This is a genomic window from Streptomyces sp. NPDC056480 (assembly GCF_042795405.1).
Lineage (GTDB): Bacteria > Actinomycetota > Actinomycetes > Streptomycetales > Streptomycetaceae > Streptomyces.
In genome coordinates this window covers 1-13118 of sequence record NZ_JBHTSA010000075.1, presented here as the reverse complement: position 1 = coordinate 13118, position 13118 = coordinate 1, and the positions used below count along the sequence as shown (strand labels likewise).

Here is a 13118-nt window from a genome sequence, read left to right as displayed (position 1 = left end):
TCGCCGTGCGGGGGGAAGCGCTCCCCGTGCGGGGGGAAGCTCCCCGTACGTGGGAAAGCTCCCCGTACGTGGGAAACGTGTCCTCCGGGTGAGACGGCCCCATCGGTCCCCCAGGAGGAGCCGGGTCCTGCCGGGGCGGGTCAGTCCTGCCCGTACCGGGGATCCACCGACTCGGGGGAGAGCCCGAGCAGCTCGGCGACCTGCTCCACGACGACCTCGTGGACGAGGAGCGCCCGCTCGTCCCGGTTCTTGGAGCGGATCTCGACCGGCCGCCGGTAGACGACCACCCGGGCGGGATCGTTCTTCTCGGCGGGCGCCGAACCGCCCAGCGGCACCGTCTCGCCCGGCACCGCCGGCGGCACCTCCATCACGAGGAACTCGACGTCGGCGAGCTGCGGCCAGCGCCGTTCGAGACGCTCCACCGAGTCGAGGACGAGATCGCGGAAGGTATCGGCCCGGCTCGCGGAGAGCGGCACCTGCGGCGGGGCGACCGGTCCCCGCATCCCGCGGCCGTGCCGGTCGCGGCGACGCACCCGGGGCTCCGCCGGGGGCTCCGTGGAGTGGTGCGGGGGGCTCGGCGGCACAGGACTGTCCATCACTGACGCAGCGTAACCCTCAACGGTGCCCGCGCACTGTGGCGCGTCCTCGCCACCTTCCCGGGCGTCCCGGCAGCACCACTCCACGCCCTGTCGAAACCTGAGCGTTCCGGCCGACAGGCCGCCCGATTCGGGGGCCACTCGCGATCGGCCATCTGGCCGTGGTTGACCGGATCCAGACCCCCGAGTGTCCGGATCGGCTCCCGGCGCCACACCCTTGTGCCCCCTCCCGTGCAGGTCGGAGTGGTCGCCACTCGAAGGGGGGTGGCGGAGGTCACAGCGCGACACGGTGGAGTGACCTGAGGGAGAGTCGTCGCGGCCCGCTCAAGAGTGCGGTACCGTCCAACGTCGTGAGCCCTGTACGTCGCTGTTCGCGCACTGCGTGCGGCCGCCCTGCCGTCGCGACACTGACGTACGTCTATGCCGACTCGACTGCGGTCCTCGGCCCGCTCGCCACCTACGCCGAGCCCCACTGCTACGACCTGTGCGCCCCGCACAGCGAGCGCCTGACCGCCCCACGAGGGTGGGAGGTCGTGCGGCTCACCGACGGTTCCGCCCCGCCCCGCCCCAGCGGCGACGACCTCGAAGCCCTGGCCAACGCGGTACGGGAGGCGGCCCGCCCCCAGGAACGCGCGGCCGAGGCCGGCGGCAAGGGCGGCGGAGGCCGTGGCGGAGACCCCATGGAGGTCGGCCGCAGAGGGCACCTGAGAGTGCTCCGCTCCCCCGACAACTGAGCGCAACCGGCCACCGTCCGCGTCCGCCCTCCCCGCTCCGGGTAGTTTTGGCGTTCTGTACACGCGCCGCACACGCGTGCCGAGAACTCAGGAGGGTGGATCCGTGACTGCCGATCTGTCGCAGATCGTGAAGGCGTACGACGTCCGCGGAGTGGTGCCCGACCAGTGGGACGAGTCGCTCGCCGAGCTCTTCGGTGCCGCCTTCGTACGGGTGACGGACGCGGACGCGATCGTCATCGGCCACGACATGCGCCCCTCGTCGCCCGGCCTCGCGGACGCCTTCGCGCGCGGCGCGGCCCGCCTCGGCGCCGACGTCACCCTGATCGGACTCTGCTCCACCGATCAGCTGTACTTCGCCTCCGGCAGCTTCGACCTGCCCGGCGCGATGTTCACCGCCTCGCACAACCCGGCCCAGTACAACGGCATCAAGATGTGCCGCGCGGGCGCCGCCCCGGTCGGCCAGGACACCGGCCTCGCGGACATCCGGGAACTCGCGGAGGCCTGGTCGGAGACCGGCGCGCCGGAAGCGGCGGAGACCCCGGGCACGGTCACCCACCGCGACACCCTCGAGGACTACGCGCAGTACCTGAAGTCCCTGGTGGACCTGACGGCGATCCGCCCCCTCAAGGTCGTGGTGGACGCGGGCAACGGCATGGGCGGCCACACGGTCCCCACGGTCTTCGAGGGCCTGCCGCTCGACGTGGTCCCGATGTACTTCGAGCTCGACGGCACGTTCCCGAACCACGAGGCGAACCCGCTGGACCCGAAGAACATCGTGGACCTCCAGGCCCGCGTCCTGGCCGAGGGCGCCGACCTCGGGCTGGCCTTCGACGGCGACGCCGACCGCTGCTTCGTCGTGGACGAGCGCGGCGAGCCGGTCTCGCCGTCGGCGATCACGGCCCTGGTGGCGGCCCGCGAGCTCGCGAAGCACCCCGGCGGAACGATCATCCACAACCTGATCACCTCGTGGTCGGTGCCGGAGGTCGTCCGCGAGCAGGGCGGCGAGCCGGTCCGCACGCGGGTCGGCCACTCCTTCATCAAGGAGGAGATGGCGAAGACCGGAGCGATCTTCGGCGGCGAGCACTCGGCGCACTACTACTTCAAGGACTTCTGGAACGCGGACACGGGCATGCTGGCCGCGCTCCACGTCCTGGCGGCCCTGGGCGGCCAGGAGGGCGCCCTGTCGGCCCTGGTGGCCGCGTACGACCGCTACGCCTCCTCGGGCGAGATCAACTCGACGGTCGCGGACCAGAAGGCCAGCGCGGCCAAGGTCAAGGCGGCGTACGAGAACGGGGACGTCACCCTCGACACCCTCGACGGTCTGACGGTGACCGCGCGGGACTGGTGGTTCAACCTCCGCGCCTCCAACACGGAGCCGCTGCTGCGCCTCAACGTCGAGGCCCGCGACGAGGCGACGATGGAGAGGATCCGCGACGAGGTCCTGACCCTGGTCCGCACCACGGTCTGACCCCCACGCGCCATCCACCGCCGGGGAACGGGGCGCCCCCCGTCCCCCGGCGGTAGGCTGACCTGGCCCGAAACCGCTTGTTCGAAGGGACACCCCATGCCGCTCGAAGCCGGCCTCCTGGAGATCCTGGCCTGCCCCGCGTGCCACGCTCCACTGAACGACCGCACGGCGGACGAGACCCCCGAACTCATCTGCACGAGCCCCGACTGCGGCCTCGCCTACCCGGTCCGCGACAACATCCCGGTCCTCCTGACGGACGAGGCCCGCCGCCCGTAAGCAGGCCCGGCGACACGGAGCCCGAGCGACCTGATGGCGCGAAGCGGGGCACGGCAGCCGTGGACCGACGACGACCTCCCCTGCCGGCTCGCGCCACAGGGGAACGGAACCGGAAGTACGGCACGGATCCGGCCTCATGCCACGAACGAGGACCGGACCCGGGCCCGCACGGCAAGGGCTCGGGTCGCACGGGGACAGGACCTGGCCCGTACGGCAATGCCTCGGGCCCGCGCCGCACCTCGGCTCCCCGCCACGCGGCACAGAGCCAGAGGCCCGGAGTCCCGGCCGGCATGGCACGGGACTCGGTCCGTACGACCCGAGCCCCGGTCCACGCCGCAGGGTACGGACCCCGGCCGGCACGGCAAGGCAATGGAAGGCCCCGGCCCGCGTCGCATGACAGGGGCCGAAGCCAGAGCCCTACGTCACGGGACCTGGCCGCCCACGCCGCGCCGGCCGCCCGACCGAGCCACACGGCCCAAGGCGCTCGCCACCGGAACGGCACCGGACCCCTTGACCGCCCTGCCAGCACGGCCCCCGACGCCTGGCCCGCACGCCACCCGACGCCCCGACCGCCCGGCCCGCAAGGCACCGGACCCTCGACCGCCCGGCCCGAAGGCACCGGACTCTCTGCCCGTCCTACCGGCACGGCACCGGACGCCCCTACCCCCGACCGCACGGCCCGCCCGGCGTCCGACTCCCTGCCCGCCCTGCCAGCACGGCACCGGACCCCCGACCCCCAACCGCCGACCGCCCGGCCCGCAACCGCCGACCGCCGGGCCCGCACGGCACCCGACGCCCAGCCCGCGCTCACCCCGCCTCCACCCCAGCCCCACCCCACCCCGCCCCAGCCCGAGCCCCGCTTCCGCCCGAGCCCTCGCCCTTCCCGGAGGGGCGCCCCCGGAGGGTCCGCCGCCAACGGCGAGCACCCCCCACGGGAAAGCCCGCACCTCTGCCCTCCCACCTGAACGGGTGGTGCGGGTGGGAACAGACAAGCCCGGCCGGAAGGCCGGGCGCACCACAAGTACCCGCACAACCCCGCACCCGCACCGCAAGCCCCGCACCATAGAAGGTGCCCGCACCACAAGGCACGCTCAGCGGCCCGCCAAGGGCCCCGCACCACAAGGCACGCTCAGCGGCCCGCCAAGGGCCCCGCGACGACGACGCGACCGGAGGCACCCGCCCCATGCTCGACGAGACCCTCCTCGACGCCCCGGACGACCTCGCCCTGGCAGACCGCCGCGGCCTGCTCCGCGGCGCCGCCGAAGCCGGCGCCCGGGTAAGGACGGCGGCGAGGCACGCCGCAGAGGCCGGCATCGCGGACCTGCATCCCGAGGGCCGCCCCCGCGCGGTACTCGTGGCCGGCCCGGGCACCGCCGCCGCGGCCGTCGCCGACCTGATCGGCGCCCTGGCGGGAGCCTCGGCACCCGTCGTACGCCTCCAGCCGACCGGCGTGGCCCCCGCCGCGGGCGCCCTGCGCTGGGCGCTGCCCGGCTGGGCGGGCTCGGTGGACCTCCTGCTGCTGCCGACGACGGACGGCTCCGAACCGGGCCTGGCGCTCCTCGCGGAGCAGGCGTACCGCCGGGGGATCACCGTCGTCGCCGTGGCCCCCAAGGCCTCGCCCCTCACCGAGACGGTCAGCGGCTCGCGCGGTCTGTTCGTGCCGATGGCCAGCGCCCCGAACGAGGCCCCGAACGAGTACGCCGAGAACATCGCGGCGAGCCCCGGCACCCTGTGGGCCCTGTTCACCCCGCTGCTCATGCTGCTCGACCGGGTCGGTCTCCTGGAGGCCCCGCCCGAGGCCCTGGAGAAGGTCGCCGACCGGCTGGACCGTACGGCGGAGCGCTGCGGCCCGGCCATCGCCACGTACAGCAACCCGGCGAAGACGCTCGCCGCCGAGCTCGCGGACACGCTGCCGCTGATCTGGACGGAGGGCGCGGCCGCGGGCCCGGCGGGCCGCAGGTTCGCCGCGGTCCTGGCGGAGCTCGCGGGTCTGCCGGCGCTCGCGGCGGAACTCCCGGAGGCCCTCCCGGCCCACGGGGTCCTCCTCGCGGGTGACTACGCGGCGGGCGCGGACCCCGAGGACTTCTTCCGCGACCGGGTGGACGAGCCTCAGGCCCTCCGCGCCCGGGTGGTCCTGTTGAGGGACCGCCCGTCGGACGGTCTGACCGCCGCCCACGCGGCACGCGAACTGGCGTTGAGCCACGAGACGGCGATCAGCGAGCTGGAACCGGAGGAAGGTGGTGACCTGGAGACCCTGGCGGAACTGCTCGCGGTGACCGACTTCGCGGCGGTCTACCTCTCCCTGGCGACCCCGGGCCGCACGGCGCTCTGAGAGCACCGCGAACAAGCCCACCGGCCCGGCCGGCTCCGAGAGCACCGCGAACAAGCCCACCCGCCCGGCTCCGAGAGCACCCGCAGACAAACCCACCCCGCACAACCCACAGACCCGACAGCCCCGGACGAACAGCCCCCGGGACGAACAGCCCCCGGACGAACGGCCCCCGGACGAACGGCCCCCGGGACGAACGGCCCCCGGGACGAACAGCCACCGGGCTAACGGCCCCCGGACCAACAGACCCCCGTCCACCACCCTGTAACCCACCCGTCACCCGCCCCCTGTCACCTGTCTCCCGACACCCCTCACCTCACCATCCGTCACCACCCCGAGGAGCTGGCAGGCACCATGGACCGCCTCGTCAACACCGTTCGCCCCTACGCCTGGGGATCCACGACGGCCATCCCGGAGCTGCTCGGCGTCGCCCCGACCGGCGAGCCCCAGGCCGAGATGTGGATGGGCGCCCACCCCGGCGCCCCCTCCCGCACCGATCGCGGCTCGCTGAACGCGCTGATCGACGCCGACCCCGTACGCGAACTGGGGGAGCGTTCCGTCGACAAGTTCGGCCCGCGCCTGCCGTTCCTGCTGAAGGTGCTCGCCGCCGGCGCCCCGCTCTCCCTCCAGGCCCACCCCGACCTCGCCCAGGCGCAGGCCGGCTACGCGGCGGAGGAAGCCGCGGGCATCCCCGTCGACGCCCCGCACCGCACGTACAAGGACGCCAACCACAAGCCCGAGCTGATCTGCGCGCTCACCCCCTTCGACGGTCTGTGCGGATTCCGCGCGCCCGTCGAGGCCGCGGACCTGCTCGCCGCGCTCGGCGTCGACTCGCTCAAGCCGTACGTCGACCTGCTGCACGCCCACCCCGAAGAGGCCGCGCTGCGCGAGGTCCTGACGGCGCTGCTGACCGCCGACCCGGACGAGATGGCGGACACCGTGGCGGAGGCGGCCGCGGCCGCGGACCGTCTCGGCGGTGACCACGCCCCGTACGCGAGCCTCGCCCACCACTACCCGAGCGACCCCGGCGTCATCGCCGCGATGCTCCTCAACCGGATCACGCTCCAGCCCGGCGAGGCCCTCTACCTGGGCGCGGGCGTCCCGCACGCCTACCTTTCGGGCCTCGGCGTCGAGATCATGGCCAACTCCGACAACGTGCTGCGCTGCGGACTCACCCCCAAGCACATCGACGTTCCCGAACTCCTGCGCGTGGTCCGCTTCGAGCCGACCGAACCGGCCGTCCTGCGCCCCGAGGCCTCGCCGTCGGGGGAGGAGGTCTACGACACCCCGATCGACGAGTTCCGCCTCTCCCGTCTCGTACGGCCGGAGGGCGCGGCCCCGACCGACCTGACGAGCCCCACCCCGCAGATCCTGCTCGCCGTCGCGGGCAGCCCGAAGGCGGGCGACGCGACCCTCGCCGCCGGTGAATCCGTCTTCGTGCCCGCGGGCGAGAAGACCGAACTCTCCGGTACGGGGACGGTCTTTCGCGCCACCGTCGTGGCCTGATGCGACAATGACCGGCCGAACCGCGGCGACAGAGCCGGTGCATCGACGAAGGGACCACGTACACCCATGAGCGCGTCAGGCGGAACCAAGGCGATCGTGGCGGCACTCGCCGCCAACCTGGCGATCGCCGTAGCCAAGTTCGTGGCGTTCCTCTTCAGTGGTTCGTCGTCGATGCTCGCGGAGAGCGTCCACTCCCTCGCCGACTCCGGCAACCAGGGCCTGCTGCTCCTCGGCGGCAAGAAGGCGCAGCGCGAGGCGACTCCGCAGCACCCCTTCGGCTACGGCCGCGAGCGGTACATCTACGCCTTCCTCGTCTCGATCGTGCTCTTCTCCGTCGGTGGCATGTTCGCCATCTACGAGGGCTACGAGAAGATCAAGGACCCGCACCCGATCGAGGCCTGGTACTGGCCGGTCGGCGTCCTCGTCTTCGCGATCATCGCCGAGTCCTTCTCCTTCCGTACCGCCATCAAGGAATCGAACCTGATCCGCGGCGGCCTCACCTGGACGCAGTTCGTGCGCCGGGCCAAGGCCCCGGAGCTGCCCGTCGTCCTCCTGGAGGACCTGGGCGCGCTCGTCGGCCTCATCCTCGCGCTCGGCGGTGTCGGTCTCGCGCTGCTGACCGGCGACGGCGTCTGGGACGGCATCGGCACCCTCTGCATCGGCGTGCTGCTGATCGTCATCGCGATCGTGCTGGCCGCCGAGACGAAGTCGCTGCTCCTCGGCGAGTCCGCGGGCACCGAGGAGGTCAAGCGGATCGAGGCCGCGGTCGTGGACGGCGAGACCGTCACCCGCCTCATCCACATGCGTACGCTCCACCTCGGCCCCGAGGAGCTCCTCGTCGCCGCCAAGATCGCCGTCCAGCACGACGACTCGGCCGACGAGGTCGCGAACGCCATCAACGCCGCCGAGGAGCGCATCCGCGCCGCCGTCCCGATCGCCCGGGTCATCTACCTGGAGCCGGACATCTACAAGGAGCCGGCCCCCTCGACCGGTACCGACCTGACGAAGACCCCGGACGCCGACGACCACTGACGGCACCGGCCCGGTGGCCACCGAAACGGACGGCCCCCACCCACCCCTCCACGAGACCCCCGAGACCCCCTGGTCACGGGGGTCTCGTGCGTATGTACGGCCCTCCGATACCGCCCCGCGGCCCGATGCGGACTGTGGCCCGCCCCACCGACCGGTGTAGATTCGTGACCAGCCAGACGTCGCTGCTGATGGCGGTCGGGCGGTCCTCGCGGACCGGCCGAGGGAGAGAGGGCCTCCGACGACGGCACCGTGGAAAGCCCGGGCATTCGTGTGTCCAGGGAGCCTCCGTGGTGCCCGGCGTCCCAACCGACCCTCGCACGCGAACACACGAGGAGCAGCTCAGTCATGACGACTGTCGCCCATCAGGACTTCAAGGTCGCCGACCTCTCCCTGGCCGCCTTCGGCCGCAAGGAGATCACCCTCGCCGAGCACGAGATGCCCGGCCTGATGTCGATCCGCCGCGAGTACGCCGAGCAGCAGCCCCTCGCCGGCGCCCGCGTCACCGGCTCCCTGCACATGACCGTGCAGACCGCCGTCCTCATCGAGACCCTGGTCGCCCTCGGCGCCGAGGTCCGCTGGGCGTCCTGCAACATCTTCTCCACCCAGGACCACGCCGCCGCGGCCATCGCCGTCGGCCCGAACGGCACCCCGGAGAACCCGCAGGGCGTCCCGGTCTTCGCCTGGAAGGGCGAGACCCTCGAGGAGTACTGGTGGTGCACCGAGCAGGCCCTCACCTGGCCGAACTCGCCCACCGGCGGCCCGAACATGATCCTCGACGACGGTGGTGACGCCACCCTCCTCGTCCACAAGGGCGTCGAGTTCGAGAAGGCCGGCTCCGCCCCGGACCCGTCCACCGCGGACAGCGAGGAGTACGGCTACATCCTCCGTCTCCTCAACCGCACCCTCGGCGAGAACCCGCAGAAGTGGACCCAGCTGGCGTCCGAGATCCGCGGCGTCACCGAGGAGACCACCACCGGTGTCCACCGCCTGTACGAGATGCAGCAGGCCGGCGACCTCCTCTTCCCGGCGATCAACGTGAACGACGCCGTGACGAAGTCGAAGTTCGACAACAAGTACGGCTGCCGCCACTCGCTCATCGACGGCATCAACCGCGCCACCGACGTCCTCATCGGCGGCAAGACCGTGGTCGTCTGCGGCTACGGCGACGTCGGCAAGGGCTGCGCCGAGTCCCTGCGCGGCCAGGGCGCCCGCGTGATCGTCACGGAGATCGACCCGATCTGCGCGCTCCAGGCGGCGATGGACGGCTACCAGGTCACGACCCTGGACGAGGTCGTGGAGAAGGCCGACATCTTCATCACCACGACCGGCAACAAGGACATCATCATGGCCTCGGACATGGCCAAGATGAAGCACCAGGCCATCGTCGGCAACATCGGCCACTTCGACAACGAGATCGACATGGCCGGCCTCGCCAAGGTCCCGGGCATCATCAAGGACGAGGTCAAGCCGCAGGTCCACACCTGGACGTACCCCGACGGCCGGGTCCTCATCGTGCTGTCCGAGGGCCGCCTCCTCAACCTGGGCAACGCGACCGGCCACCCCTCCTTCGTCATGTCGAACTCGTTCGCGGACCAGACCCTGGCCCAGATCGAGCTCTACACGAAGCCGCAGGAGTACCCGACCGACGTCTACGTGCTGCCCAAGCACCTGGACGAGAAGGTCGCCCGTCTCCACCTCGACGCCCTCGGCGTCAAGCTGACGACCCTCCGCCCCGAGCAGGCCGCGTACATCGGCGTCGAGGTCGAGGGCCCGTTCAAGCCGGACCACTACCGCTACTGATGCCCCGGCCGGCGGCGCCCGCGCGCTGACGCGACGCCGTCCCGGACACCCGTAGAGGAAACAGGCAGGCCCCCCGCACCCCCGTGCCGGGGGGCCTGCCCCGTCCCAGGGCCTGTCCGACGCGGATCAGAGCCGGACAGGCCCTGCCTCAGAGCCGGACACGCCCCACCCCCACACCCGGAAGCCCCCGTCCCGAGGACCCGACCCATGCCCCGCGGCCGATATTCGCTCCATGACCCGCACGACCACACCCCCCTCGGTGACGAACACTTCCACTGCGCGCCCGGCCCCTCCGGCTGGCGCTACGTCTCACAGGTCACCACCCCCTCGGGCGACCATCAGGGCTCCGTCGACCTGGCCGTCGACGAACTCGGCCGCCCCATCCGTCTCGAAGTGCACGCCGCCGGCTGGCAGGTCCGCGGTGCGGCCCTCGACGGCGTCACCTGGGTCCGTACGGACCCCACCGGAACCCACGCCACCGAAGGCAATGTGCGCGCCCACGCCTTCACCGGCACGTCCCCGGCGTTCCTCGTCGCGCTCACGCGACTCCTGCGTCTCACCCCCGATTCCCCCGAGACCCGTGTCAGGCTCGTCGCCATCACGGATCCGGTGCTCGCCCCCCTCACGGTCGACCAGTCCTGGGCCCTGCTGAAGAGTGAAGCGCACGCCACTGACAACGGCCCCCTGATGGTGGACGAGTACCAGGTCAGCGCCCTGGACACGGGCGAACGGCACACCGTCCACATCGCCGGAGACGTGGTCCTCGCGGCCCCCGGCATCGAACTCGAAGCCCTGGAGACCCCGCCGTCGGTCTTCCCCTGACGATCAGGCGGGCGGAGCGAACCCGGTAGCCGGCGCCGTGGCCTCCCGGCGATCGGCCACGGGGGAGGTGACGACCGGCGCGGCAGCCGGAGGGGCCACCGGCGAAGGCGCGACGGGAGGAGCGAAGCCCGGCGCCGGCATCCCCACAGCCCCGGCCGCCCCACCCGCCGCCGCCACCCCGGCCACGCCGGTCGGCCCGGCCACTCCCGCGACCGCGGCCCCGCCCGCCGGCCCAGCCGCCCCGGGCACTCCCGCGGAGCCGAACGCCCGTCGGGCCTCCCGCGTCTGCCGCTCGGCGACCACCCCCGCCAGATACGCGTCGGCCGGCACTCCCGGCGGCGGAGGCGTCCCGGTCCGCGCCACCAGCTCGTCGGCCAGCCGCTCCGCGAGCCGCCGCCCCACCGCCGGGTCCAGCTCACGCGCCCGCGTGAGGTACTGCCGTATCTCCAGCCACAGGGACTCGGGCACCGCCGAAAGGTCCAGCCCGGCGAAACGCCCCACCAGCCACGGCGGCGGCGGAGGCACGGCGAGCACCCGCGCCGCGGGTATCCGCTCCCGTACGACAAGCGTCCCCGCGAAGACGTCCCCGAGCCGCCGCCCCCGCTCCGACACGAGCGACGCGACACAGGCGACGACCCCGAACGTCATCAGGATCTCCACGACCCCCATCGCCCCCCGCACGAGCGCGTGCCGGAACCGGATCGGCCCCCCGTCGTCCCGCACGACACGAAGCCCGCAGGCCAGCTTCCCCAGCGACCGCCCGTGGGACAGCGTCTCCACCGCGATCGGCGCCCCCACCAGGACGAGCAGGAAGGAGGCGATGGACACCGCCATCACCGCCGCCTCGTTGAGCGACGCGGTGGCGACCGCGAGCCCGAGCATGACCAGCAGATACACGGCCCAGACCACCGCCAGGTCGATGAGCACCGCCAACGCCCGACTCGGGAGCCGCGCGGGCTGCAGGCCCAGTACGACGGCATCCCCGGTCACCACATCACTCACGGCACCCACCCTTCTCCGACCTTCCCGACCCCTCCGAACGCCAGTCTGCCAAGCTGACCCGCAGCGCGCCGCAGCAGTACGGAACCGTCCGCAGCCGATGCCTGGAGCAGCAGCCGATCATGGACCTCGACGTCTACGTCACCGCCCACCGCGCCGAGTGGGAACGCCTCGACCACCTCCTGCGCCGGGGCGGCAAGCTCACCGGAGCCGAGGCCGACGAACTCGTGTCCCTCTACCAGCGCACGGCCACCCATCTCTCGATCGTGCAGTCGAGCGCCCCCGACCCCATGCTCACGGCCCGGCTCACCCAGCTCGTGGCCCGCGCCCGCGCCACGGTCACCGGCACCCGCCGCTCCTCGTGGCGCGACGCGGCCCGCTTCCTCACCGCCGGCTTCCCCGCGGCCGTCTACCGCTCCCGCCACTGGTGGGTCCCCACCGCCGTCCTCTCCGCCCTGCTCGCCGTTCTCATCGGCTGGTGGATCGGTACGCACCCCGAGGTCCAGGCCGCGATCGGCGCCCCGGCCGACCTCCGCGAGATGACCCGGCCGGGCGGCCAGTACGAGACGTACTACTCGAGCAACCCCGCGGCGTCCTTCGCCGCCCAGGTCTGGACGAACAACGCCCAGGCCGCCGCGATGTGCCTGGTCCTGGGCGCCTTCCTGGGCATCCCGGTGCTCTGGATCCTCTTCACGAACATGCTGAACGTCGGTGTCGGCATCGGCCTGATGGCGTCCGCGGGCCGCCTCGACGTGTTCCTGGGCCTGATCCTTCCCCACGGGCTGCTCGAACTGACCGCCGTCTTCGTCGCCGCAGGCACGGGCCTCCGCCTCGGCTGGACCGTCATCGACCCCGGCCCCACCACCCGCCGCGCAGCCCTGGCCGAACGCGGCCGCGCCGCCCTCGGCATGGCCATCGGCCTGGCCCTGGTCCTCTTCGTCTCGGGCCTGATCGAAGGCTTCGTCACCCCGTCCGACCTGCCCACCTGGGCCCGCATCACCATCGGCATCGCCGCCGAGCTGCTCTTCCTCGCCTACGTCTACGTGCTCGGCGGCCGCGCCGCCCGCGCCGGCGACCGGGGCGACCTCGAGGAGCCCGACCGCAGCGCGCAGCTCCCCACCGCCGCCTGATGTGCGTTCGGCCCCGCTGACCTGCTAGTGTCCTCCGGTGCCCACAAAAGCCATTGACATGGCGGACGTGGGGAGGTAGATTCAAACGGTTGCCTAGAACTGGACAGTTCGGCAGCGATCAAGTAGAGTCTCACTCACTCCGGTCGGGAATTCGATTCCACGGAGTCACCCCGATTCTCATCCGAATCAAGAAAGCCACCGATTAGGTCGGCCGAAATGATTCTGATAAAGTCGGAACCGCCGAAAGGCCCCCGGAGTGAAAACAAAAGGGACCGGAAAGCACCGAGGAAATCGGATCGGAAAGATCTGATAGAGTCGGAAACGCAAGACTGAAGGGAAGCCCGGAGGAAAGCCCGAGAGGGTGAGTACAAAGGAAGCGTCCGTTCCTTGAGAACTCAACAGCGTGCCAAAAATCAACGCCAGATT

Annotated in this window: 11 protein-coding genes; 9 read left to right on the top strand and 2 right to left on the bottom strand. The window is 72.3% G+C overall.

Annotation, left to right across the window (positions count from 1 at the left end; all coding sequences use genetic code 11):
* Positions 1 to 140 precede the first annotated feature (140 nt).
* Positions 141 to 596 (bottom strand): metallopeptidase family protein, encoded by a 456-nt coding sequence (locus tag ACFQ79_RS27525; protein WP_055602543.1) that lies wholly within the window; start codon positions 594 to 596, stop codon positions 141 to 143.
* A gap of 299 nt (positions 597 to 895) precedes the next feature.
* Between ACFQ79_RS27525 and ACFQ79_RS27520 the strand changes: the two genes are divergently transcribed.
* The 8 genes from ACFQ79_RS27520 (at position 896) to ACFQ79_RS27485 (ending at position 10563) form a co-directional block, all read left to right on the top strand.
* Entirely contained in the window at positions 896 to 1330 is a 435-nt protein-coding gene (locus tag ACFQ79_RS27520) for a DUF3499 domain-containing protein (RefSeq protein WP_078945049.1), read from the top strand.
* Between the two features lie 103 nt (positions 1331 to 1433).
* Entirely contained in the window at positions 1434 to 2798 is a 1365-nt protein-coding gene (locus ACFQ79_RS27515) for a phosphomannomutase/phosphoglucomutase (RefSeq protein ID WP_383588356.1), read from the top strand.
* A gap of 96 nt (positions 2799 to 2894) precedes the next feature.
* Entirely contained in the window at positions 2895 to 3074 is a 180-nt protein-coding gene (locus ACFQ79_RS27510; RefSeq protein WP_073915537.1) for a Trm112 family protein, read from the top strand.
* Positions 3075 to 4257: 1183 nt separating this feature from the next.
* Positions 4258 to 5406 carry an SIS domain-containing protein gene (locus ACFQ79_RS27505; RefSeq protein ID WP_383588354.1) on the top strand — a complete coding sequence of 383 codons (1149 nt, stop codon included), beginning with the start codon at positions 4258 to 4260 and terminating at the stop codon, positions 5404 to 5406.
* A gap of 351 nt (positions 5407 to 5757) precedes the next feature.
* Positions 5758 to 6909, top strand: a complete 1152-nt coding sequence (gene manA / locus ACFQ79_RS27500; RefSeq protein WP_383588352.1) for a mannose-6-phosphate isomerase, class I — start codon at positions 5758 to 5760, stop codon at positions 6907 to 6909.
* Positions 6910 to 6975: 66 nt separating this feature from the next.
* On the top strand, positions 6976 to 7941 hold the full coding sequence (locus ACFQ79_RS27495; RefSeq protein WP_383588350.1) for a cation diffusion facilitator family transporter: 966 nt from the start codon (positions 6976 to 6978) through the stop codon (positions 7939 to 7941).
* 345 nt (positions 7942 to 8286) lie between these two features.
* Positions 8287 to 9741, top strand: coding sequence for an adenosylhomocysteinase (gene ahcY, locus ACFQ79_RS27490; RefSeq protein ID WP_383588347.1), 1455 nt, complete (start codon positions 8287 to 8289; stop codon positions 9739 to 9741).
* Positions 9742 to 9948: 207 nt separating this feature from the next.
* The gene (locus tag ACFQ79_RS27485) at positions 9949 to 10563 is read left to right on the top strand and encodes a hypothetical protein (protein ID WP_383588344.1); all 615 of its coding nucleotides are present in this window, start codon (positions 9949 to 9951) and stop codon (positions 10561 to 10563) included.
* A gap of 3 nt (positions 10564 to 10566) precedes the next feature.
* Here the strand turns inward: ACFQ79_RS27485 and ACFQ79_RS27480 are convergent, their stop codons facing one another.
* The gene (locus tag ACFQ79_RS27480) at positions 10567 to 11565 is read right to left on the bottom strand and encodes an RDD family protein (protein WP_383588341.1); all 999 of its coding nucleotides are present in this window, start codon (positions 11563 to 11565) and stop codon (positions 10567 to 10569) included.
* A 119-nt stretch (positions 11566 to 11684) separates the two neighbouring features.
* Between ACFQ79_RS27480 and ACFQ79_RS27475 the strand changes: the two genes are divergently transcribed.
* Positions 11685 to 12692, top strand: coding sequence for a stage II sporulation protein M (locus ACFQ79_RS27475; protein ID WP_383588338.1), 1008 nt, complete (start codon positions 11685 to 11687; stop codon positions 12690 to 12692).
* The last annotated feature ends 426 nt before the right edge of the window (positions 12693 to 13118 follow it).

Excerpts from the sequence above, each read along its gene's own strand:
- ACFQ79_RS27525 (WP_055602543.1), bottom strand. The coding sequence starts at position 596 with ATGGACAGTCCTGTGCCGCCGAGCCCCCCGCACCACTCCACGGAGCCC.
- ACFQ79_RS27510 (WP_073915537.1), top strand. The coding sequence starts at position 2,895 with ATGCCGCTCGAAGCCGGCCTCCTGGAGATCCTGGCCTGCCCCGCGTGC.
- ACFQ79_RS27505 (WP_383588354.1), top strand. The coding sequence starts at position 4,258 with ATGCTCGACGAGACCCTCCTCGACGCCCCGGACGACCTCGCCCTGGCA.
- manA (WP_383588352.1), top strand. The coding sequence starts at position 5,758 with ATGGACCGCCTCGTCAACACCGTTCGCCCCTACGCCTGGGGATCCACG.
- ACFQ79_RS27495 (WP_383588350.1), top strand. The coding sequence starts at position 6,976 with ATGAGCGCGTCAGGCGGAACCAAGGCGATCGTGGCGGCACTCGCCGCC.
- ahcY (WP_383588347.1), top strand. The coding sequence starts at position 8,287 with ATGACGACTGTCGCCCATCAGGACTTCAAGGTCGCCGACCTCTCCCTG.
- ACFQ79_RS27485 (WP_383588344.1), top strand. The coding sequence starts at position 9,949 with ATGCCCCGCGGCCGATATTCGCTCCATGACCCGCACGACCACACCCCC.
- ACFQ79_RS27475 (WP_383588338.1), top strand. The coding sequence starts at position 11,685 with ATGGACCTCGACGTCTACGTCACCGCCCACCGCGCCGAGTGGGAACGC.